Annotated in this window: 20 protein-coding genes and 2 pseudogenes; 16 read left to right on the top strand and 6 right to left on the bottom strand. The window is 55.1% G+C overall.

Going from position 1 to position 22,905, the window contains the following annotated elements; genetic code table 11:
- Position 1 precedes the first annotated feature (1 nt).
- Positions 2-1,282: a threonine synthase gene (thrC, locus tag ACE3MN_RS22800; RefSeq protein ID WP_004132826.1), complete on the top strand. Its 1,281-nt coding sequence runs from the start codon at positions 2-4 to the stop codon at positions 1,280-1,282.
- A gap of 51 nt (positions 1,283-1,333) precedes the next feature.
- Here the strand turns inward: thrC and yaaA are convergent, their stop codons facing one another.
- Both yaaA and ACE3MN_RS22790 read right to left on the bottom strand, forming a co-directional pair.
- Positions 1,334-2,107 carry a peroxide stress protein YaaA gene (gene yaaA, locus ACE3MN_RS22795; protein ID WP_004128743.1) on the bottom strand — a complete coding sequence of 258 codons (774 nt, stop codon included), beginning with the start codon at positions 2,105-2,107 and terminating at the stop codon, positions 1,334-1,336.
- 77 nt (positions 2,108-2,184) lie between these two features.
- Positions 2,185-3,615, bottom strand: coding sequence for an alanine/glycine:cation symporter family protein (locus ACE3MN_RS22790; protein WP_024360386.1), 1,431 nt, complete (start codon positions 3,613-3,615; stop codon positions 2,185-2,187).
- A 203-nt stretch (positions 3,616-3,818) separates the two neighbouring features.
- On the opposite strand from ACE3MN_RS22790, the gene tal reads away from it, so the two are divergent.
- From tal to ACE3MN_RS22775, 3 genes are all read left to right on the top strand, one after another.
- Positions 3,819-4,772 carry a transaldolase gene (gene tal, locus ACE3MN_RS22785; protein WP_004098458.1) on the top strand — a complete coding sequence of 318 codons (954 nt, stop codon included), beginning with the start codon at positions 3,819-3,821 and terminating at the stop codon, positions 4,770-4,772.
- A 100-nt stretch (positions 4,773-4,872) separates the two neighbouring features.
- Complete coding sequence (gene mog / locus ACE3MN_RS22780) at positions 4,873-5,460, top strand: molybdopterin adenylyltransferase (RefSeq protein ID WP_004098459.1); 588 nt, start codon at positions 4,873-4,875, stop codon at positions 5,458-5,460.
- Positions 5,461-5,580: 120 nt separating this feature from the next.
- On the top strand, positions 5,581-6,891 hold the full coding sequence (locus tag ACE3MN_RS22775) for an MFS transporter (RefSeq protein WP_024360385.1): 1,311 nt from the start codon (positions 5,581-5,583) through the stop codon (positions 6,889-6,891).
- A gap of 46 nt (positions 6,892-6,937) precedes the next feature.
- On the opposite strand, the gene satP is transcribed toward ACE3MN_RS22775, so the two are convergent.
- The 3 genes from satP to ACE3MN_RS22760 form a co-directional block, all read right to left on the bottom strand.
- The gene (gene satP / locus ACE3MN_RS22770; RefSeq protein WP_004132816.1) at positions 6,938-7,504 is read right to left on the bottom strand and encodes an acetate uptake transporter; all 567 of its coding nucleotides are present in this window, start codon (positions 7,502-7,504) and stop codon (positions 6,938-6,940) included.
- An 88-nt stretch (positions 7,505-7,592) separates the two neighbouring features.
- The gene (gene msyB / locus ACE3MN_RS22765) at positions 7,593-8,342 is read right to left on the bottom strand and encodes an acidic protein MsyB (protein WP_024360384.1); all 750 of its coding nucleotides are present in this window, start codon (positions 8,340-8,342) and stop codon (positions 7,593-7,595) included.
- A 27-nt stretch (positions 8,343-8,369) separates the two neighbouring features.
- Positions 8,370-8,774 (bottom strand): DUF2541 family protein, encoded by a 405-nt coding sequence (locus ACE3MN_RS22760; RefSeq protein ID WP_049086827.1) that lies wholly within the window; start codon positions 8,772-8,774, stop codon positions 8,370-8,372.
- 385 nt (positions 8,775-9,159) lie between these two features.
- Between ACE3MN_RS22760 and dnaK the strand changes: the two genes are divergently transcribed.
- From dnaK to nhaR, 6 genes and pseudogenes are all read left to right on the top strand, one after another.
- Entirely contained in the window at positions 9,160-11,076 is a 1,917-nt protein-coding gene (gene dnaK / locus ACE3MN_RS22755) for a molecular chaperone DnaK (RefSeq protein ID WP_004128758.1), read from the top strand.
- Positions 11,077-11,163: 87 nt separating this feature from the next.
- Positions 11,164-12,300 (top strand): molecular chaperone DnaJ, encoded by a 1,137-nt coding sequence (dnaJ, locus tag ACE3MN_RS22750; RefSeq protein ID WP_024360381.1) that lies wholly within the window; start codon positions 11,164-11,166, stop codon positions 12,298-12,300.
- 327 nt (positions 12,301-12,627) lie between these two features.
- Positions 12,628-12,801, top strand: a pseudogene (locus ACE3MN_RS22745) (LysR family transcriptional regulator); the annotation flags it as partial.
- A gap of 118 nt (positions 12,802-12,919) precedes the next feature.
- Positions 12,920-13,214, top strand: a pseudogene (locus ACE3MN_RS22740) (hypothetical protein); the annotation flags it as partial.
- 98 nt (positions 13,215-13,312) lie between these two features.
- Positions 13,313-14,488, top strand: a complete 1,176-nt coding sequence (nhaA, locus tag ACE3MN_RS22735) for a Na+/H+ antiporter NhaA (RefSeq protein ID WP_024360379.1) — start codon at positions 13,313-13,315, stop codon at positions 14,486-14,488.
- A 53-nt stretch (positions 14,489-14,541) separates the two neighbouring features.
- Positions 14,542-15,441: a transcriptional activator NhaR gene (gene nhaR / locus ACE3MN_RS22730; protein ID WP_004872310.1), complete on the top strand. Its 900-nt coding sequence runs from the start codon at positions 14,542-14,544 to the stop codon at positions 15,439-15,441.
- Between the two features lie 110 nt (positions 15,442-15,551).
- On the opposite strand, the gene rpsT is transcribed toward nhaR, so the two are convergent.
- Complete coding sequence (gene rpsT, locus ACE3MN_RS22725; protein WP_003018940.1) at positions 15,552-15,815, bottom strand: 30S ribosomal protein S20; 264 nt, start codon at positions 15,813-15,815, stop codon at positions 15,552-15,554.
- 330 nt (positions 15,816-16,145) lie between these two features.
- Between rpsT and ribF the strand changes: the two genes are divergently transcribed.
- The 6 genes from ribF (at position 16,146) to rihC (ending at position 22,881) form a co-directional block, all read left to right on the top strand.
- A complete protein-coding gene (gene ribF, locus ACE3MN_RS22720; RefSeq protein ID WP_102650414.1) occupies positions 16,146-17,084 on the top strand; it encodes a bifunctional riboflavin kinase/FAD synthetase in 939 nt (312 codons plus the stop codon).
- 44 nt (positions 17,085-17,128) lie between these two features.
- The gene (gene ileS / locus ACE3MN_RS22715; protein ID WP_004872303.1) at positions 17,129-19,945 is read left to right on the top strand and encodes an isoleucine--tRNA ligase; all 2,817 of its coding nucleotides are present in this window, start codon (positions 17,129-17,131) and stop codon (positions 19,943-19,945) included.
- Entirely contained in the window at positions 19,945-20,445 is a 501-nt protein-coding gene (gene lspA, locus ACE3MN_RS22710) for a signal peptidase II (RefSeq protein WP_064411445.1), read from the top strand. Before ileS ends, lspA begins: the two co-directional genes overlap by 1 nt.
- Before the next feature lie 54 nt (positions 20,446-20,499).
- Complete coding sequence (fkpB, locus tag ACE3MN_RS22705) at positions 20,500-20,949, top strand: FKBP-type peptidyl-prolyl cis-trans isomerase (RefSeq protein WP_004872298.1); 450 nt, start codon at positions 20,500-20,502, stop codon at positions 20,947-20,949.
- 1 nt (position 20,950) lies between these two features.
- Complete coding sequence (gene ispH, locus ACE3MN_RS22700; RefSeq protein ID WP_049086835.1) at positions 20,951-21,901, top strand: 4-hydroxy-3-methylbut-2-enyl diphosphate reductase; 951 nt, start codon at positions 20,951-20,953, stop codon at positions 21,899-21,901.
- A gap of 65 nt (positions 21,902-21,966) precedes the next feature.
- Positions 21,967-22,881, top strand: coding sequence for a ribonucleoside hydrolase RihC (rihC, locus tag ACE3MN_RS22695; RefSeq protein ID WP_024360374.1), 915 nt, complete (start codon positions 21,967-21,969; stop codon positions 22,879-22,881).
- Positions 22,882-22,905 lie beyond the last annotated feature (24 nt).

Here is a 22,905-nt window from a genome sequence, read left to right as displayed (position 1 = left end):
AATGAAACTCTATAACTTAAAAGATCATAACGAACAGGTCAGCTTTGCGCAGGCCGTCACCCAGGGGCTTGGCAAGCATCAGGGGCTGTTCTTTCCGCACGATCTACCGGAATTCAGCCTGACTGAAATCGACGAAATGCTGCAGCAGGACTTGGTGTCGCGTAGCGCGAAAATCCTGTCGGCATTTATCGGCGACGAGATCCCGCAGGACGTGCTGCAAGCGCGCATTGGCAACGCGTTCACCTTCCCGGCGCCGGTCAGCAAAGTGCAGGACGATGTCGGCTGCCTCGAGCTGTTCCACGGCCCGACTCTGGCGTTTAAGGACTTCGGCGGCCGCTTTATGGCGCAGATGCTGACCCATATCGCCGGCGACAAACCGGTCACTATCCTCACGGCAACCTCCGGCGACACCGGCGCGGCGGTCGCGCATGCGTTCTATGGCCTGCCAAACGTCAAAGTCGTCATTCTCTACCCGCGCGGCAAGATCAGCCCGCTGCAGGAAAAGCTGTTCTGCACCCTTGGCGGCAATATTGAAACCGTGGCTATCGACGGTGATTTTGATGCCTGCCAGGCGCTGGTTAAGCAGGCCTTTGATGATGAAGAGCTGAAGGCCGCTCTGGGTCTGAACTCGGCTAACTCAATCAATATCAGCCGCCTGCTGGCGCAGATTTGCTACTACTTTGAAGCCGTTGCTCAACTGCCTCAGGAAGCCCGTAATCAGCTGGTTATCTCTGTACCCAGCGGTAACTTTGGCGATCTGACCGCCGGCCTGCTGGCCAAATCCCTGGGTCTGCCAATCAAACGCTTTATCGCGGCAACTAACGCTAATGACACCGTGCCGCGCTTCCTGCAGGACGGCAACTGGTCGCCGAAAGCGACTCAGGCCACGCTGTCCAACGCCATGGACGTCAGCCAGCCGAATAACTGGCCGCGCGTGGAAGAGCTGTTCCGCCGTAAAATCTGGCGTCTGAATGAGCTGGGCTACGCGGCGGTGGATGATGAAACCACCAAAGAGACCATGCGCGAGCTGAAGGCCATCGGCTATACCTCAGAACCGCATGCGGCGATTGCGTATCGCGCGCTGCGCGACCAGCTGCAGCCGGGCGAGTACGGCCTGTTCCTCGGCACGGCGCATCCGGCGAAATTTAAAGAGAGCGTGGAAGAGATTCTGCAAGAGACGCTGCCGCTGCCAAAAGAGCTGGCCGAACGCGCAGACCTGCCGCTGCTGTCGCATAATCTGCCGGCCGATTTTGCCGCGCTGCGTAAGCTGATGATGGGTTAAACCCGAGCCCGCGCTCCCCTGCTGCGTTATCCGCGGCAGGGGAGTTTTCTTTTACTGCTCATGGCGTTTAAAGACCAACTCCCCTTTGCCCGACGCGTCGGCGTCAAAGAAATAACCTTCGCTGTCAAAGCGGGTCAGCTGCTCCGGCTTCGTTAAACGATTTTCAATGATGTAACGGCTCATTAAGCCGCGCGCTTTCTTAGCGTAGAAGCTGATCACTTTAAACTTGCCGTTTTTCTCATCGAGGAACACCGGCTTAATCAATTGCCCCTCAAGCCGTTTGGGTTTAACCGACCTGAAGTACTCATCAGAAGCCAGATTCACCACAATATCGTCGCCCTGGGCTTTCAACGCCTGATTCAGCTTATCGGTAATCACGTCTCCCCAATAGTGATACAGATCTTTGCCTTTCGCGTTCTCAAGCTTAATCCCCATTTCCAGGCGGTAAGGTTGCATCAGATCCAGCGGGCGCAGAACGCCATACAGGCCGGAAAGCATTCGCAGATGCTGCTGGGCAAAATCGAAATCAGCCTCGCTAAAGGTTTCTGCCTGCAGGCCGGTATAGACATCCCCCTTAAACGCCAGAATCGCCTGACGGGCGTTGTCCGGGGTGAAGTCTGGCTGCCAGTCGTGGAAACGAGTCGCGTTCAGGTCAGCCAGCTTGTCGCTGATACCCATCAGTTTGCCAATCTGCGGCGCCGACAGCTGGCGGGCAATACCGATAAGCTCCTGAGAGTGTTCCAGCAGTTCAGGTTGGGTATAACGCGTCGTTGCCAGCGGGCTTTGATAATCGAGCGTTTTTGCAGGTGAAATCAGAATGAGCATATCCAGTCCTTGCGGGAAATTTTTGACGACTTTAGCAAAAAAACGTCATGAGAGGATCGATAGCTGCGATTGCCGCGCTATTCGCGCGGCAGGTTGTCCCAGGTACCCGGCACCAGCTGCTGATGAATCTCAGGGTAGCGGGTGACGTCAAATTCCGGCCGCTGGCCCAGCCGCCGCTGCCGCAGGTAATCACTGGCAATGATGCGTACCGTCGGCGAGAGCAGCAGGATAGCCGTCAGGTTGGTTATCGCCATCAGCGCCATGATGGTATCCGCCATCTGCCACACCACCGGTAGGCCGATCATCGCCCCGGTAGCAACCATGCACAGCGTAAGCAGACGCAGCAGCCAGATATTACGGTCACTATCCATGCGGAGAAAAATGAGATTATTTTCGGCATAGATATAGTTTGCGACGATCGAGCTGAAGGCGAACAGCAGCACCACGATAGCGACAAAGCTGGAACCCCAGTCGCCGATGAGGTTGTTCATCGAGTGCTGAATAGCCTGAATGCCGTTCACCGCTTCTCCATTGCCGTCTCGCGGCGCCAGCATGATGATGACGGCGCTGGCGGTACAGATCACGATGGTGTCAATGAAAACGCCAATCATCTGTACGATCCCCTGCGCCGCAGGGTGAGGGGGCCAGGAGGCAGCGGCGGCAGCGGAATTAGGCGTTGAGCCCATCCCCGCTTCATTGGAAAACATCCCGCGCTGAAAGCCGCTGGTTAGCGCCTGGCTGATGGTATAGCCGACTGCGCCCGCGGCGGCCTCTTGCCAGCCGAAAGCGCAGCGGAAGATGGTTTCAAAAATCGTCGGCAGGGCGGTGATATGCCACAGGCCGATGACCAGGCTGGTCGCCACCCATAGCAGGGCCATCACTGGCACAAGCCACTGCATCATTCGCGCTACGCCGCGAATGCCGCGAACGATGACCAGCAGGGTCAGAACCGCCAGGACGCCGCCGGTAATCGCCTCAGGTAAATGAAATGCATACGCCATGGCATGGGCAACGGAGTTGGCCTGTACGGTATTAAAGATGATCCCGTAGGCCAGCAGCAGAAAAATGGAAAACAGCACGCCCATCCAGCGCATACCGAGTCCCCGGGCCATATACCAGGCGGGGCCGCCGCGAAACTGCCCGCGGGAGTCGCGCTCTTTATAAAGCTGGGCGAGAGAACATTCGGCGAAGCTGCTGGCCATACCGAGTAGCGCCGAGAGCCACATCCAGAAAACGGCGCCGGGGCCGCCTGCGGCAATGGCCAGCGCAACGCCTGCCATATTGCCGCTGCCCACGCGCGCCGCCAGGCTCATACACAGCGCCTGAAAAGACGTTAAGCCGCCGGGCTGCGGCTGAAGGCTCCTTTTCAGACTTTTGCTGAACTGACGGATATAACGGAACTGAATGAATTTTGTTCGCCAGGTAAACCAGACGCCGGCGCCCAGTAACAGGTAAATCATTACCGAGCCCCAGAGTATTTCATTGATAAACGACAGAAAATCAGGCATCAAGCATCCTCTTGCCCATATCGGTGCGCGAGTGTAAGCGCTACCAATCCAGTGACAATCCTTTAGTGTTCAGGTAATTAATTGACCCAGTTTATCACACTCTGCGCTCATGCATTGTAGGCGGTTGCGCTGCCCCGGCAGCGTGTTATCATCTTGGCAGACCGGTTACATCCCCTTAACTGCTGTTTAAGAGAAACACTATCATGACGGATAAATTGACCTCTCTGCGTCAGTACACCACTGTCGTAGCTGATACCGGAGATATCGCGGCAATGAAGCTGTATCAGCCTCAGGACGCCACGACTAACCCTTCTTTGATTCTCGGCGCGGCTCAGATCCCTGAGTACCGTAAGCTGATTGATGACGCTGTTGCATGGGCTCGCGGCCAGAGCAGCGACCGCGCGCAGCAGATTATCGATGCTTCCGATAAGCTGGCGGTGAATATTGGTCTCGAAATTCTTAAGCTGATCCCTGGCCGTATTTCCACCGAAGTCGATGCTCGCCTGTCCTATGACACCGAGGCATCTATCGCCAAAGCTAAGCGTCTCATCAAGCTGTATAACGATGCCGGCATCGGTAACGACCGCATTCTGATCAAACTGGCTTCGACCTGGCAGGGCATCCGCGCCGCCGAGCAGCTGGAAAAAGAAGGCATCAACTGTAACCTGACGCTGCTGTTCTCCTTCGCTCAGGCGCGCGCTTGTGCGGAAGCGGGCGTATTCCTGATTTCTCCATTCGTTGGCCGTATCCTCGACTGGTACAAAGCCAATACCGATAAGAAAGAATACGCGCCGGCAGAAGATCCGGGCGTGGTTTCGGTAAGCGAAATCTACGAATACTACAAACAGCACGGCTACGAGACGGTGGTTATGGGCGCAAGCTTCCGTAACCTCGGCGAGATCCTGGAGCTGGCTGGCTGTGACCGCCTGACTATCGCCCCGGCGCTGCTGAAAGAGCTGGCGGAAAGCGAAGGCGCTATCGAGCGTAAACTGGCCTTTAGCGGCGAAGTTAAAGCGCGTCCGGCTCGTATCACCGAATCCGAGTTCCTGTGGCAGCACAATCAGGATCCGATGGCGGTAGACAAACTGGCGGAAGGTATCCGCAAGTTTGCGATCGACCAGGAAAAACTGGAAAAAATGATCGGCGATCTGCTGTAATCCCGCATGTGGCCGACGCCCGTCGGCCACATTAAACTGTCTGCCTTGCTCCCCTTCGGTGTATTATTCTGTTTATTGATACTGTTTGAACGGAATAATCATGAACACCTTACGAATCGGCTTAGTTTCCATTTCCGATCGCGCCTCCAGCGGCGTCTATCAGGATAAAGGCATCCCCGCGCTTGAAGCGTGGCTGGCCCGCGCGCTCTCCACGCCTTTCGAATTGCAGACCCGCTTGATCCCGGATGAACAGGTTATTATTGAGCAAACGCTGTGCGAGCTGGTGGATGAAATGGGCTGCCATTTGGTGTTGACTACCGGCGGCACGGGCCCGGCCCGTCGTGACGTCACTCCGGATGCGACGCTGGCGATTGCCGATCGGGTGATGCCCGGCTTTGGTGAGCAAATGCGTCAGGTGAGCCTGCACTTTGTACCGACGGCCATTCTTTCTCGTCAGGTTGGCGTTATCCGCAAGCAGGCGCTGATCCTTAACCTGCCCGGCCAGCCAAAGGCGATTGAGGAAACGCTGGAAGGCGTGAAAGATGCGGAAGGTAACGTGCTGGTGCACGGCGTTTTCGCAAGTGTACCGTATTGTGTACAGCTACTTGAGGGGCCTTATGTGGAAACAAACGGCGAGGTAGTAGCAGCTTTCCGTCCTAAAAGCGCCAGGCGTGAAACATTATCCTGAATTTATCGTATTCCTGATATAACCTGCATCACCAGTGGTGTGTTGTTTTATTTACGATATAGTGTTTTTTACTTTACACAGTACGTAGAATAACTTCATACCTCTGGATGATTGCCCGTTATGTCACACTGCACCCGACCTCTGAATCGACAGGATTATAAAACGCTGACGCTAGCCGCCCTCGGCGGCGCGCTGGAGTTTTACGATTTCATCATCTTTGTCTTCTTCGCCGCCGTCGTCGGCGAGCTATTTTTCCCAGCGGATATCCCGGAATGGCTGCGCCAGGTGCAGACCTTCGGCATATTTGCGGCGGGCTATTTAGCGCGTCCTCTTGGCGGCATCATTATGGCCCACTTTGGCGATCTGGTCGGGCGTAAGAAAATGTTTACTCTGAGCATTTTACTGATGGCGCTGCCTACGCTGGCGATTGGCCTGCTGCCCACCTACGCGTCGGTGGGCATCGTGGCGCCGCTTTTGCTGCTATTTATGCGTATTCTTCAGGGGGCGGCGATTGGCGGCGAAGTCCCCGGCGCCTGGGTTTTTGTGGCGGAGCATGTACCGGAAAAAAGAATCGGTATCGCCTGCGGGACGCTGACCGCCGGCCTGACGGTTGGGATCCTGCTGGGATCGGTCGTGGCGACGCTGATTAATACCAACCTGACGCCGCAGGGTATCCATGAGGGCGGCTGGCGTATTCCATTCCTGCTGGGCGGCGCGTTTGGGCTCGTCGCCATGTATCTGCGCCGTTGGCTCCAGGAGACGCCTGTTTTCCTCGAAATGCAGCAGCGCAAGGCGTTAGCGCAGGAGCTGCCGGTTAAGGCCGTCGCGCTGAAGCATCAGAAAGCGGTGGCGGTCTCAATGCTGCTGACCTGGCTTTTATCCGCTGGCGTGGTGGTGGTGATCCTGATGTCGCCGGTCTGGCTGCAAAAACACTACGGCTTTGCCCCCGCCATCACCCTGCAGGCGAACAGTATCGCCACCATCATGCTGTGTATCGGCTGCCTGCTGGCAGGCCTGGCCGCCGACCGTTTTGGCGCCAGCCGCACGTTTATTGTCGGCAGCGTATTCCTCGCGGCGGCAAGCTGGGCTTTCTACCATCTTTCCGGCGCTAGCCCGCAGCGTCTGTTTCTGCTCTACGGTACGGTGGGCCTGTGCGTCGGCGTGGTAGGGGCGGTTCCTTATGTGATGGTGCGCGCGTTCCCGGCTGAAGTGCGTTTTACCGGGATTTCATTCTCTTATAACGTCTCTTATGCCATCTTTGGCGGCCTGACGCCGATTGCGGTGACCATGCTGATGGGCGTTTCGCCGATGGCGCCCGCGTGGTACGTACTGGCACTGTCGTTTATGGGATTGGGGCTGGGGATTTGGCTACGCCAGGGACTGGATGAGCAGGTCGCTGCGCCGAAAGCTGAACTGCAGCGCCTGCCGTAAATCGATAGGGCTTACTTCGCCGCTCGCGGACGGGCGGCGAAGTTAATTAATGCTTTTCGCCAATTGGCAGAACGGTACGGCCAAACTGTTCGTTCAGCACTTCACCCATCGCCAGATAGATGGCGCTGCCGCCGCAGACCAGACCGACCCAGCCTGCAATCTTCACAATGCCTTCGTTATCAGCCAGGTGACCAATCGCCAGCAGCGCGAACAGCACGGTCAGACTGAGAAATACAAACTGCAGCATACGCGCGGCTTTCAGGGTGCCAAAGAACATAAACAGGGTAAAAATGCCCCACAATCCAAGGTACATACCGAGGAAATGCGCATTAGGCGCTTCTGCAAGCCCCATTTTCGGCATCAAAAGAATGGCAACCAGTGTCAGCCAAAAAGCGCCGTAAGACGTGAATGCGGTTAAACCAAAAGTGTTGCCTTTTTTAAATTCCAGCAGACCGGCAAAAATCTGCGCAATGCCGCCGTAAAAAATGCCCATCGCCAGGATAGCTACATCAAACGCGAACAGGCCGCTATTTGCCAGGTTAAGCAGAATAGTGGTCATGCCGAAGCCCATAAGGCCCAGCGGTGCCGGATTAGCCAACTTAGTGTTGCCCATAATTCCTCAAAATAATGATTAGAAAGGGAAGCATTCCCCGCCACTCAGCGGCGGGGCGCGGCATAATAATTAGGCGCTGCGTTACTGTCTATGATCTGGCGGGGTATTTTTCACCAATTTCATTTTTCACCTGATGAAGTCTGGTCATTTGCCTCAAACAGGCAATATGCAACACGGCCGGAATGGTCACGCGATAAGCGCTGCCGCTCACGGCTTTGACGCCATTAAACGCGGCGCCGAGAGGGCCGCCAAGTCCGGCTCCACGCACCAAACCGTGGCCGATTACGCTAACGGCGGCGTGCGTGCGGAGGATCTTCGTCAGCCGGGCCTCGAGAAGATGCGAGACGCCCTGCGCCAGCTTATTCGTCTGTAGCAGAAAGGGGAGTATCTCTTTATGCTCGTTGACCCGACACTCAACGGCAATGAAAAAGTCAGCCTTCTGCCGATCGTCCATCTTCTTCCAGCTATGTTCCAGAAAATGCTCCAGAAGATACTGCTCGATTTCCGGCGTAGACATCTGTTTTTCTACTTTGATTTTTAGCCTCTTGCAGACGTCCAGCAAAATTTCCCGGTAGAACTTTCCGTGACGACGCAGCGTGTTGGCGATGCTGTCGCCGCCAAAGTGCTGGAGCTCGCCGGCAATAAGCTGCCAGTTGCGACGATAGCGCTCAGGATGCCCGGCCATCGCCTGAAAATTTTCATTACGCAATAGCGCGCTTGAAAGGCGCGGCTTACCATTCTCATTGTGGGTCAGAATTCTGGTGAATGTTTCCAGATGCTCTTCGCTGCAGCGATGAAGAAAAGAGAGGTCTTCATCATCCAGATAATTAATTTTCATAAATCTCAGATAATGTGAACAGTGATATTAATCGTCGCCAATGATTTTTAGCGAAGCCATGTCAGAAGAGTTAATAGTGTGGCCGGAAAAAGCGATTTTTTTAACGCAGCGCTTGTTATCGTTGTCGCTATTAATGTTAATCCAGTCGCTGGTTGCCCCTTCTTTGATGGTTGACGGCACGCTGAGGTTCTGACTGGCGCTATTGCTGGCTTTAAAGTACACCGTCGCGCCGGAAAGCTGGATATCGCCGCGATCGGCGGTGAGCTGGATTCGCTTAATCACCCGGCAAACCGGCAGCTTCAGGGTGAGATCGTTAGTCTCATTTCGCGGCATGGCGACAACGCCTAAAATTTTATGATCGTTAGCGGAAACGGAAGTGATTAACGCGGCGCTTAACAATAATCCTGCTGATATATGAATGAGTGATTTCATGAGGATTTCCTTATTATTTGATGTGTTATCAGTGATAAATATTTTATCACCAGAACTTTATTGTCTTTAGCGCGTAATCATTGCGGATTATGTCAATTACAATATGAATGAATTTTAATTTAATTATTTTTATTCATTATATATTGTGCATTTTTAAACCCGCTTTTCGGCCTTCTTCTGATGCCCGGTCCCCCTCTGCGGCAGGATCAGGACAAAAATTTTTTGTATCCCCCCCTTGATGAAGCGGCGGGTGACCCCATCTTGTAGTCAACCGCAGTGAATGAACCTGAAAAAAAATGATGTCTGGGCAGTTGAAACCGCACGTTTCGCCCTTATTACAGGTTCACAACCACATGTTGACTGAATTTTTAGTGGAGACGTTTAGATGGGTAAAATTATTGGTATCGACCTGGGTACTACCAACTCTTGTGTAGCGATTATGGATGGCACTACTGCACGCGTGCTGGAGAACGCCGAAGGCGATCGCACCACGCCTTCTATCATTGCCTATACCCAGGATGGTGAAACTCTGGTTGGTCAGCCGGCTAAACGTCAGGCAGTGACAAACCCGCAAAACACCCTGTTTGCGATTAAACGCCTGATTGGCCGCCGCTTCCAGGACGAAGAAGTCCAGCGTGACGTTTCTATCATGCCGTATAAAATCGTTGCCGCAGACAATGGCGACGCATGGCTTGATGTGAAAGGCACCAAAACCGCACCGCCGCAGATCTCTGCTGAAGTGCTGAAGAAAATGAAGAAAACGGCTGAAGATTACCTGGGTGAACCAGTAACTGAAGCGGTTATCACCGTACCTGCTTATTTTAACGATGCTCAGCGTCAGGCAACTAAAGACGCCGGCCGTATCGCAGGTCTGGAAGTCAAACGTATCATCAACGAACCGACCGCCGCCGCGCTGGCTTACGGTCTGGATAAAGAAGTCGGCAACCGCACCATCGCGGTATACGACCTCGGTGGTGGTACCTTCGATATCTCCATTATCGAAATCGACGAAGTTGATGGCGAAAAAACCTTTGAAGTTCTGGCGACCAACGGTGATACCCACCTGGGCGGTGAAGACTTCGATACTCGTCTGATCAACTACCTCGTTGACGAGTTTAAGAAAGATCAGGGCATTGACCTGCGTAACGACCCGCTGGCTATGCAGCGCCTGAAAGAAGCCGCTGAGAAAGCGAAGATTGAACTCTCTTCCGCTCAGCAGACCGACGTCAATCTGCCGTACATCACCGCGGATGCCACCGGTCCGAAACACATGAACATCAAAGTGACCCGTGCGAAACTGGAAAGCCTGGTTGAAGATCTGGTTAACCGTTCTATCGAGCCGCTGAAAGTTGCTCTGCAGGATGCTGGCCTGTCCGTATCCGATATCCAGGACGTTATCCTGGTCGGTGGTCAGACCCGTATGCCGATGGTGCAGAAAAAAGTCGCTGAGTTCTTCGGTAAAGAACCGCGTAAAGACGTTAACCCGGACGAAGCCGTCGCCATTGGCGCAGCCGTACAGGGCGGTGTCCTGACCGGTGAAGTGAAAGACGTACTGCTGCTGGACGTTACCCCGCTGTCTCTGGGTATCGAAACCATGGGCGGCGTGATGACTGCGTTGATCAATAAGAACACCACGATCCCGACCAAGCACAGCCAGGTGTTCTCTACCGCTGAAGACAACCAGTCCGCGGTAACCATCCATGTTATTCAGGGTGAGCGTAAACGCGCCTCTGATAACAAATCACTGGGTCAGTTCAACCTGGATGGTATCAACCCGGCGCCGCGCGGTATGCCGCAGATCGAAGTGACCTTCGATATCGATGCTGACGGTATCCTGCACGTTTCCGCGAAAGACAAAAACAGCGGTAAAGAGCAGAAGATCACCATTAAAGCGTCTTCTGGTCTGAACGAAGAAGAGATTCAGAAAATGGTTCGCGATGCTGAAGCGAACGCGGAAGCTGACCGTAAGTTTGAAGAGCTGGTACAGACCCGCAACCAGGGTGACCACCTGCTGCACAGCACGCGTAAGCAGGTTGAGGAAGCAGGCGACAAGCTGCCGGCTGACGATAAAACCGCTATCGAGTCTGCGTTGACCGCGCTGGAAACTTCGCTGAAAGGTGAAGATAAAGCTGATATTGAAGCGAAAATGCAGGCGCTGGCTCAGGCTTCTCAGAAGCTGATGGAAATCGCGCAGCAGCAGCACGCTCAGCAGCAGGCTGGCGGCGCTGACGCTTCCGAGAGCAACGCGAAGGACGACGATGTTGTTGACGCTGAGTTCGAAGAAGTGAAAGACAAAAAATAATCGCCCTTTGAACGGGTAAAACACTGGCACGGGCGAAGAGGTTTCCTCTCCGCCCGTGCACGCATGTTAAGGGGCTGAAAAACACCAATGGCAAAGCAAGACTATTACGAGATTTTAGGCGTTTCCAGATCGGCGGAAGAGCGTGAAATCAAAAAGGCGTATAAGCGCCTGGCCATGAAGTATCACCCGGACCGTAACCAGGGCGATAAAGAGGCTGAAGCTAAATTCAAAGAAATCAAAGAAGCGTATGAAGTCCTGACCGATGCCCAGAAGCGCGCAGCCTACGATCAGTACGGCCACGCCGCCTTTGAGCAAGGCGGTATGGGCGGGGGCGGCGGCGGTTTTGGCGGCGGCGCGGATTTCAGCGATATCTTTGGCGATGTTTTCGGCGATATCTTTGGCGGCGGTCGTGGTCGCCAGCGCGCATCGCGCGGCGCAGACCTGCGCTACAACATGGATCTGACCTTAGAAGAGGCGGTTCGCGGAGTCACTAAAGAGATCCGCATTCCGACGCTAGAAGAGTGCGACGTTTGTCACGGCAGCGGCGCCAAAGCAGGAAGCCAGCCGCAGACTTGTCCTACCTGCCACGGTGCGGGTCAGGTGCAGATGCGCCAGGGCTTCTTCGCCGTTCAGCAGACCTGTCCGCATTGTCAGGGACGCGGTACGCTGATCAAAGATCCGTGCAATAAATGCCATGGTCATGGTCGCGTAGAGAAAACCAAAACGCTGTCGGTTAAAATTCCGGCGGGCGTCGATACCGGTGACCGTATTCGTCTGGCTGGCGAAGGTGAAGCCGGTGAGCACGGCGCGCCAGCAGGCGATCTGTATGTTCAGGTTCAGGTTAAGCAGCACGCCATTTTCGAGCGTGAAGGCAACAACCTGTACTGTGAAGTACCGATTAACTTCACCATGGCCGCTCTCGGCGGCGAGATTGAGGTCCCGACGCTGGACGGTCGCGTGAACCTTAAGGTGCCTGGCGAGACGCAGACAGGGAAGCTGTTCCGGATGCGTGGCAAAGGCGTGAAGTCCGTGCGCGGCGGCGCGCAGGGCGATCTGCTGTGCCGCGTGGTGGTCGAAACGCCGGTTGGTCTTAACGATAAACAAAAGCAGCTGCTGAAAGATCTTCAGGAAAGCTTTGGCGGGCCGACGGGCGAGAAGAACAGTCCACGCTCCAAAAGTTTCTTCGACGGTGTGAAGAAATTTTTCGATGATTTGACGCGTTAATCATCACTTTATATAAAAAAACCCGAAATTTATTTCGGGTTTTTTTATATCTTACGTATTGGCAATAAAAAGTGTTTCCTCGGTAATAAATATTCGATTTTTTGGTGGTAATGTTATTCTTTGTTTTTTATGGTAATTTTCTTTTTCCTGGGTCATCTTTGATTTTATTTTATCTACCGTAAACACCTTGAAAAAATGCATGCAAGACGAGCGATATAGTGCTCAAAATACCTTTATATATATGATGTGCATTGCTTAAATAATTATTTGTATTGTATTTATTTCAGGGGGGAATTCAGGAAATTTTAAAAAGAGGTTGATTATAATCTGGTGAAAGTGCTGGATGCCGTTATATCGGCAGGGAATGTGACAAAAGCATCAAAACGATTATCCGAAACGTCGGCGGCTGTTTCCATCGCGCTAACCAGGCTACAGCTTTTTTATAATGAGCAACTTTTCGTCAGGGATAAAGACGGGCTGATCCCGACGGTGGAAGCACTGGCATTGCCGAAAACTATTATCTTTCCGCGTATTACGCTGGAAATGTACCGGTATAACCCGCATGCAAAACTGTTCATGTCGCTGGATACGCTGCGGACCGTGAGATGGAAACGGCCGGCAGCACCAGGTTGTGGAGCTCGCGAACGACAGTTCGGGAATCGTTGAGTTGATGGTCCTTGATAACGGTAATTTCCGCTCCCGGGATGATAACAAAATCCTGCTGCCAGCGGATAATGACAGCTGGATTGTGCATCTTATCGTTAATCTCCATATCTGATCTTGCAGGAGATTGAACCTGAAACGAAAACCGTGCTTTTGAAGCGACGATGATCTCAGGTTATTACAAAAATGAGATAACTAATGGCGCAGGTTATCGCTATGACATCACCAGTTGTGGGTTTTATAGTTCGTAAAAACCGATCCATTTATCATGTATAATCTAATTTTAACGATGATTCAGGCGGAGTAGGATAGTAATTACGAAGTATTCCCCAGAAAGAGATTATAAAAAGTGAAACATCTGCATCGTTTTTTTAGTAGTGATGCCTCCGGGGGCATCATTCTTATCATCGCCGCGGCGCTGGCTATGCTGATGGCTAATGTCGGTCTGACCAGCGGTTGGTATCATGCTTTCCTTGAGACGCCGGTTCAGCTAAAGGTTGGCGCGCTTGAGATCAACAAGAACATGCTGTTGTGGATTAACGACGCGCTGATGGCGGTATTTTTCTTGCTTATCGGCCTCGAAGTGAAGCGTGAAATGAATCAAGGGGCGCTGGCCAGCCGTCGACAGGCTGTGTTTCCGGTCGTCGCGGCGCTGGGCGGAATGGTGGTTCCGGCGCTGGTCTACCTCGCGTTTAACGGCCAGGATCCGATTGCCAGAGAGGGTTGGGCGATTCCGGCGGCGACCGATATTGCCTTCGCGCTTGGCGTACTGGCGTTGTTGGGTAATCGGGTTCCCGCTGCGCTGAAGATTTTTCTGATGGCGCTGGCTATCATCGACGATCTGGGCGCCATCATTATTATTGCGCTGTTCTATACGCACGATCTTTCCGTGGTGTCATTGGTTGTCGCTGCCGGAGCCATTATTGTGCTGGCGGCGTTAAATCTGTGTGGCGTAAGGCGGACCGGTATCTATATCCTGGTCGGCGCCATACTGTGGACCGCGGTGCTGAAATCGGGGGTTCATGCCACGCTGGCTGGCGTCATCGTCGGCTTTATGATCCCGCTAAAAGAGCAGAACGGTAAATCACCGGCGAAGCAGCTTGAGCACGTTCTGCATCCATGGGTAGCGTTCCTGATCCTGCCGCTTTTCGCCTTCGCTAACGCGGGTGTGTCTTTGCAAGGCGTCACGCTGGAAGGGCTGACCTCGCTGCTGCCGTTGGGTATTATCGCCGGGCTGTTTATCGGTAAGCCATTGGGCATTAGCGTGTTCTGCTGGCTGGCGCTGAAGCTGAAATGGGCCTCGTTGCCTGAAGGGACTACCTGTAAGCAGATTATGGCGGTCGGCATTTTGTGTGGTATTGGCTTCACGATGTCGATTTTTATTGCCACTTTGGCCTTCGGCAGCGTAGACCCCGGATTGATCAACTGGGCTAAGCTTGGCATCCTGATTGGATCGATACTATCGGCCGTCACGGGATACATCATATTGCGTAAGCGCGTAACGGATTCGGGCTACGCGGCTTAACATCTCACGGAGAGCCGGCTACGGCTCTCCAGGACATTATCAGGGAGAGAAGCATGTCGCATATCAACTACAATCACCTGTACTACTTCTGGCACGTCTACAAAGAAGGCTCCGTTGTCGGCGCCGCGGAAGCGCTGTTCCTGACGCCGCAGACCATTACCGGGCAAATTAAAGCCCTGGAAGAGCGCCTGCAGGGGAAGCTGTTCAAGCGCAAAGGAAGAGGGCTGGAGCCCAGCGAACTCGGTGAGCTTGTGTTCCGCTACGCGGATCGTATGTTTACGCTAAGCCAGGAAATGCTCGACATCGTTAACTATCGTAAAGAGTCGAATCTGCTGTTTGATGTTGGCGTCGCGGACGCGCTGTCGAAACGGTTGGTCAGCGGTGTACTGGATGCCGCCGTCGTCGATAACGAACAGATCCATTTACGCTGTTTCGAGTCGACCCATGAAATGCTGCTTGAGCAGCTAAGCCAGCATAAGCTCGATATGATCATCTCCGACTGCCCCATCGACTCCACTCAGCAGGAAGGGCTATTTTCGGTAAAAATCGGCGAGTGCAGCGTGAGCTTCTGGTGCATGAATCCGCCGCCGGAAAAACCCTTCCCGGGCTGCCTGGAAGAACGTCGTCTGCTGATCCCCGGCCGTCGTTCCATGTTAGGGCGCAAGCTGCTCAACTGGTTTAACTCGCAGGGGCTGCAGGTGGAAATTCTGGGCGAGTTTGACGATGCGGCGTTGATGAAGGCCTTCGGCGCGGCGCACAATGCGATTTTCGTTGCGCCGACGCTATATGCGCATGATTTCTATAGCGATGAATCGATAGTTGAGATCGGGCGCATGGACAACGTCATGGAAGAGTATCACGCCATCTTTGCGGAACGAATGATCCAGCATCCGGCGGTGCAGCGGATTTGTAACCGTGACTATTCGGCGCTTTTTACGCCACCTCAGGCGTAGGGCTGCACGAGGACAATGCCGAGGCCGGGTCCAGGATCCAGCGTCATAAATGGCAGACATAAAAAAACCCGCTTTCGCGGGTTTTTTTCAAAGCGACAACGCGCTGGCGATTAAGCCAGTTTGTTGATCTGAGCGGTCAGGTTTGCTTTATGACGCGCAGCTTTGTTTTTGTGGATCAGACCTTTAGCAGCCTGACGGTCCACGATTGGTTGCATTTCGTTAAATGCTTTCAGTGCAGTAGCTTTGTCGCCAGCTTCGATAGCTGCGTATACTTTCTTGATGAAAGTACGCATCATAGAGCGACGGCTAGCGTTGTGCTTGCGGGCCTTTTCAGACTGAACGGCGCGCTTCTTAGCTGATTTGATATTAGCCAAGGTCCAACTCCCAAATGTGTTCTATATGGACAATTCAAAGGCCGAGGAGAATGCCCGTTTAGCCTTCTTTTGTCAATGGATTTGTGCAAATAAGCGTCGTTCAAACTAACAACGCTTCATTACGTAGTGATGGCGCAAGATTCTACCAGCTTGTTGCTGGCGAATACAGCCTTTCGACCATAAAAATCGACGATGCCGGAGAGATTTTCCCGCAATCTCGCGCTGAGTGAATGAATTACCGGGATCTTTCAGTGAAGAGGTGCAATCGCTGGTTAACGTCGCCAGTTGTACAAGGTATACTCGGACGATTTTCACTGTTTTGAGCCAGACATGAAGCTGATACGCGGCATACATAATCTCAGTCAGGCCCCGCACGGGTGCGTGCTGACCATTGGAAATTTTGACGGCGTGCATCGCGGGCACCAGGCATTATTGCAGCGTTTGCGCGCAGAAGGTCGCCAGCGTGGCTTACCGGTGGTGGTGATGATTTTTGAACCACAGCCGCTTGAGCTTTTTGCCGCCGATAAAGCGCCAGCGCGATTAACGCGCCTGCGTGAGAAGCTGAACTATCTGGCCGAAAGCGGCGTCGATTACGTCCTGTGCGTGCGCTTCGATCGGCGCTTTGCCGCATTGACCGCCCAGGACTTTATCAGCGAACTGCTGGTCCGCCAGCTGGGCGTCCAGTTCCTCGCCGTTGGCGATGATTTCCGCTTTGGCGCGGGTCGCCAGGGGGATTTCTTGTTATTACAAAAAGCCGGCGTGGAGTATGGCTTTGACGTCACCAGCACCCAAACCTTCTGTGAAGGCGGCGTGCGCATCAGCAGCACGGCGGTGCGCCAGGCGCTGGCTGACGACGATCTGCCCCTCGCGGAGACGCTGCTGGGGCATCCGTTTACCATCTCCGGGCGCGTAGTGCACGGCGATGAGCTCGGGCGCACAATAGGCTTCCCGACGGCGAATTTACCGCTGCGCCGTCAGGTTTCCCCGGTAAAAGGGGTCTATGCGGTAGAAGTGACAGGGCTTGGCGACAAATCGTTTATGGGCGTCGCCAACATTGGTACTCGTCCAACGGTATCCGGCGTGCGTCAGCAGCTGGAAGTTCATCTCCTGGATGTTGTAATGGACCTCTACGGTCGCCATATAGATGTAATACTGCGTAAAAAAATACGTAACGAGCAGCGATTTGCGTCGCTTGATGAACTAAAAACGCAAATCGCACGTGATGAGTTAACGGCCCGCGACTTCTTTGGGCTAACCGGGCAGGCATAACCCTGACGGTGTTTATCAAACCGAAATACGGAACCGAGAATCTGATGAGTGACTATAAATCGACCCTGAATTTGCCGGAAACAGGGTTCCCGATGCGCGGCGATCTCGCCAAGCGTGAACCGGGAATGCTGGCGCGTTGGACCGATGATGACCTGTACGGCATCATTCGTGCAGCCAAAAAAGGCAAAAAAACCTTCATTCTGCATGATGGCCCTCCTTATGCGAATGGCAGCATTCATATTGGTCACTCGGTTAACAAGATTCTGAAAGACATTATCGTTAAGTCCAAAGGGCTGGCGGGCTATGACTCCCCGTACGTACCGGGCTGGGACTGTCACGGTCTGCCGATCGAGCTGAAAGTGGAGCAGGAGTACGGCAAGCCGGGCGAGAAATTCACCGCCGCCGAGTTCCGCGCCAAGTGCCGCGAATACGCCGCCACCCAGGTTGACGGACAGCGTAAAGACTTTATCCGTCTGGGCGTGCTCGGCGACTGGTCGCACCCGTACCTGACCATGGACTTCAAAACCGAAGCCAACATCATCCGCGCGCTGGGTAAAATCATCGGCAACGGCCACCTGCACAAAGGCGCTAAGCCGGTGCACTGGTGCGTAGACTGCCGCTCAGCGCTGGCGGAAGCGGAAGTCGAGTATTACGACAAAACCTCCCCGTCCATCGACGTGGCGTTCCACGCGACCGATAAAGCGGCGGTGCTGGCGAAATTCGGCGTGGCCGACGTTAACGGCCCGGTTTCTCTGGTTATCTGGACCACCACCCCGTGGACCCTGCCGGCGAACCGCGCCATCTCCCTCTCCCCGGCGTTTGACTATGCGCTGGTGCAGGTTGACGATCAGGCGCTGATCCTGGCGAAAGACCTGGTCGAAAGCGTGATGAAGCGCGCCGGCATTGCTGATTACACCATCCTGGCGGTGGTGAACGGCGCCGAGCTGGAGCTGATGCGCTTTAAGCATCCGTTCCTCGATTTCGACGTCCCGGCGATCCTGGGCGATCACGTCACGCTGGACGCGGGTACCGGTGCGGTACATACCGCGCCAGGCCACGGTCCGGATGACTATGTCATCGGTCAAAAATATGGTCTGGAAGTCGCTAACCCGGTTGGTCCGGACGGCGCCTACCTGCCGGGAACTTACCCGACGCTGGACGGCGTAAACGTCTTCAAAGCTAACGATGTTGTCGTTGCGCTGCTGTCAGAAAAAGGCGCGCTGCTGCACGTTGAAAAAATGCAGCACAGCTACCCGTGCTGCTGGCGCCACAAAACGCCGATCATCTTCCGCGCCACGCCGCAGTGGTTCGTGAGCATGGATCAAAAAGGCCTGCGCGCGCAGTCGCTTTCCGAAATCAAAGGCGTGCAGTGGATCCCGGACTGGGGCCAGGCGCGTATCGAATCGATGGTCGCCAACCGTCCTGACTGGTGTATCTCTCGTCAGCGCACCTGGGGCGTACCGATGTCGCTGTTCGTGCATAAAGAGACGCAAGAGCTGCACCCGCGTACGCTGGAGCTGATGGAAGAAGTCGCCAAACGCGTAGAAGTTGACGGCATCCAGGCGTGGTGGGATCTCGATTCCCGCGATATCCTCGGCGCCGATGCGGATAGCTACGAGAAGGTGCCGGATACGCTGGACGTGTGGTTTGACTCCGGGTCGACCCACTCCTCCGTTGTTGACGTGCGTCCGGAATTTACCGGTCACGCCGCCGACATGTATCTGGAAGGTTCCGACCAGCACCGCGGCTGGTTTATGTCCTCGCTGATGATCTCTACCGCGATGAAGGGCAAAGCGCCTTACCGCCAGGTACTGACCCACGGCTTTACCGTTGATGGTCAGGGCCGCAAGATGTCCAAATCCATCGGCAACACCGTTTCGCCGCAGGACGTGATGAACAAGCTGGGTGCGGATATTTTGCGCCTGTGGGTGGCTTCCACCGACTATACCGGCGAAATGGCCGTCTCCGACGAGATCCTCAAACGCGCCGCCGACAGCTATCGTCGTATCCGTAACACCGCGCGCTTCCTGCTGGCGAACCTCAACGGCTTCGACCCGGCAAAAGACATGGTGAAACCGGAAGAGATGGTCGTACTGGACCGCTGGGCTGTAGGCTGCGCGCAAGCGGCTCAGGACGATATCGTCAAAGCCTACGAATCTTACGATTTCCACGAAGTGGTGCAGCGCCTGATGCGCTTCTGCTCCATCGAAATGGGCTCGTTCTGGCTCGATATCATTAAAGACCGCCAGTACACCACCAAGGCCGACAGCATCGCGCGTCGTAGCTGCCAGACTGCGCTGTACCATATTGCCGAAGCGCTGGTGCGCTGGATGGCGCCGATCATGTCCTTCACCGCTGACGAAATCTGGGGTTACCTGCCGGGCGACCGCGAGAAATACGTCTTTACCGGCGAATGGTATACCGGCCTGTTTGGCCTGGACGCTGACGAAGCGATGAACGACGGTTTCTGGGACGCGCTGCTGAAGGTGCGCGGCGAAGTCAACAAGGTTATCGAACAGGCGCGTACGGATAAGCAGGTTGGCGGCTCGCTGGAGGCGGCGGTGACCCTGTACGCCGATGCCGATCTGGCGGCGAAGCTCAACGCGCTGGGCGACGAATTACGATTTGTCCTGTTGACCTCAGGGGCGAAAGTTGCCGATTATGCGCAGGCTCCGGCCGACGCCTGGCAGAGTGAGCTGCTGAAAGGCCTGAAAGTCGTGCTGAGCAAAGCCGAAGGTGACAAGTGCCCGCGCTGCTGGCATTACACCACGGATATCGGCAAGGTGGCGGAACACGCGGATATCTGCGGACGCTGTGTCAGCAACATCGCCGGTGACGGCGAAAAACGTAAGTTTGCCTGATGAGTAAACCGATTTGTTCAACGGGGCTACGCTGGCTGTGGGTCGTCGTAGCCGTGCTGATTATCGATTTAGGCAGTAAATTCCTGATCCTCCAGAACTTCGTTCTGGGGGATACGGTATCGCTGTTCCCATCGCTTAATCTGCACTATGCGCGCAACTATGGCGCGGCTTTTAGCTTCCTCGCCGACAGCGGCGGCTGGCAGCGCTGGTTCTTCGCCGGTATCGCTATCGGTATCTGCGTGATCCTCGCGGTGCTGATGTATCGTTCTAAGGCGACGCAAAAGCTGAATAACATTGCCTATGCGCTGATTATTGGCGGCGCGCTGGGGAATTTATTCGACAGGCTGTGGCATGGTTTTGTCGTCGATATGATCGATTTCTACGTCGGGGACTGGCACTTCGCCACCTTCAACCTTGCCGATACCGCTATCTGTATCGGCGCGGCGCTGATCGTGCTGGAAGGCTTCTTACCGAACGCGGCTGCGAAGAAACAGGCGTAACAAAACTCGCCCGGCGGCGCCATCGCCGCCGGGCAAAACTAGTGAGCAACCTGCATGTCTAAATCAGTACAGAGCAACAGTGCGGTGCTGGTGCACTTCACCTTAAAGCTCGACGATGGCTCCACCGCAGAGTCAACCCGCAATAACGGTAAACCCGCGCTGTTTCGCCTGGGCGATACCTCGCTTTCTGAAGGTCTTGAACAGCATCTGCTGGGGCTGAAAGAAGGGGATAAAACCACCTTTTCGCTGGAGCCGGACGCCGCGTTTGGCGTACCGAGCCCGGACCTGATCCAATACTTCTCGCGCCGGGAATTTATCGACGCGGGCGAGCCTTCAATCGGCGCGATTATGCTCTTTACCGCAATGGATGGCAGCGAAATGCCCGGCGTGATCCGCGAAGTGAACGGCGATTCGATCACCGTTGATTTCAACCATCCGCTGGCCGGGCGTACCGTTCATTTTGATGTTGAAGTGCTGGAGATCGATCCGGCGCTGGAGGGGTAAGATGCAGATTCTGTTGGCTAACCCGCGCGGCTTCTGCGCAGGCGTTGACCGCGCTATCAGCATTGTTGAAAACGCGCTGACGCTATACGGCGCGCCGATCTACGTGCGTCATGAAGTTGTGCACAACCGCTATGTTGTCGATAGCCTACGGCAGCGCGGCGCGATTTTTATTGAGCAGATTAGCGAAGTGCCGGACGGCGCAATCCTGATCTTCTCCGCCCACGGGGTCTCTCAGGCCGTTCGCAACGAGGCGAAAAGCCGCGATCTGACGGTGTTTGACGCCACCTGTCCGCTGGTCACCAAAGTGCATATGGAAGTCGCCCGCGCCAGCCGTCGCGGCGAAGAATCCATTTTGATTGGTCACGCCGGTCATCCGGAAGTCGAAGGTACCATGGGCCAGTACAGCAACCCGCAGGGGGGAATGTACCTGGTGGAATCGCCGGACGATGTCTGGACGCTGGACGTGAAAAACGACGCTAAGCTGTCGTTTATGACCCAGACGACGCTCTCCGTCGACGATACCTCCGACGTGATTGACGCTCTGCGCGAGCGTTTCCCGAAAATCGTCGGGCCGCGCAAAGATGATATCTGCTATGCCACGACTAACCGTCAGGAAGCCGTCCGCGCGCTGGCCGGGCAGGCCGATGTGGTGCTGGTGGTAGGGTCGAAGAACTCCTCTAACTCTAACCGTCTGGCCGAGCTGGCTCAGCGGATGGGGAAAGCGGCCTATCTGATCGACGACGCGACCGATATCCAGGAAGCGTGGGTGAAAGAAGCGCAGTGCGTCGGCGTCACCGCGGGCGCTTCGGCGCCGGATATTCTGGTCCAGAACGTGATTACGCGTTTGCAGGAGCTGGGCGGCGGCGAAGCGGTGCCGCTGGAAGGGCGCGAAGAGAACATCGTTTTCGAGGTGCCGAAAGAGCTGCGCGTAGACGTCCGTGAAGTAGAGTAAGTTCTTTTCCGCCGCAGTATGAGAAGATGCCAGGCTTAACGTCTGGCATTTTTTATGGAGAAACTATGCGCTTACCTATCATTCTGGATACCGATCCCGGCATTGATGACGCCGCGGCGATTGCCGCCGCGCTGTTCGCCCCCGAGCTGGATCTGCAGCTGATGACCACGGTCGCGGGGAATGTATCGGTGGAGAAAACGACCCGCAACGCCCTGCAGCTTCTGCATTTCTGGAACGCTGATGTCCCGCTGGCCCAGGGGGCGTCGATGCCGCTGGTTCGCCCGCTGCGCGACGCCGCTTCCGTGCACGGCGAATCCGGGATGGAAGGCTACGATTTTGTTGAACATCACCGTCAGCCGCTGGCGAAACCGGCGTTTCAGGCGATCCGCGACGCGCTGATGCACGCTCCGGAGCCGATGACGCTGGTGGCGATTGGCCCGTTAACCAACATCGCGCTATTGCTGACCCAGTACCCTGAATGCCGTTTTAACATCCGTCGTCTGGTGATTATGGGCGGCTCCGCCGGGCGCGGTAACTTTACGCCGAACGCGGAATTTAACATCGCCATCGACCCGGAAGCGGCGGCTAAAGTGTTCAGCAGCGGGTTGGAGATCGTTATGTGCGGGCTGGATGTCACCAATCAGGCGATGCTGGCGCCGGCGTATCTCGCCACTCTGCCGACGCTTAATCAGACCGGAAAGATGCTGCACGCGCTGTTTAGCCACTACCGTAGCGGGAGCATGAGCAGCGGGCTGCGTATGCACGACCTGTGCGCGATTGCCTGGCTGGTCCGTCCGCAGCTGTTTACCCTTGCACCGTGCTTTGTGGCGGTAGAAACCCAGGGCATATGGACCTCAGGCACCACGGTGGTGGATATCGAAGGCAAACTGGGCCAACCGGCAAATGCGCAGGTGGCGCTGGGGCTGGATGTCGAAGGATTTCAGCGCTGGGCGGCCGAGGTGATTGCGCTGGCACCCTAGCCCGGTAACGAAGCGGCCGGGCAT

Source organism: Klebsiella grimontii, from assembly GCF_042137965.1.
Classification (GTDB): domain Bacteria; phylum Pseudomonadota; class Gammaproteobacteria; order Enterobacterales; family Enterobacteriaceae; genus Klebsiella; species Klebsiella grimontii.
The sequence above is the reverse complement of the archived record's forward strand: the minus strand, read 5'-3'. Positions and strand labels throughout refer to the sequence as shown.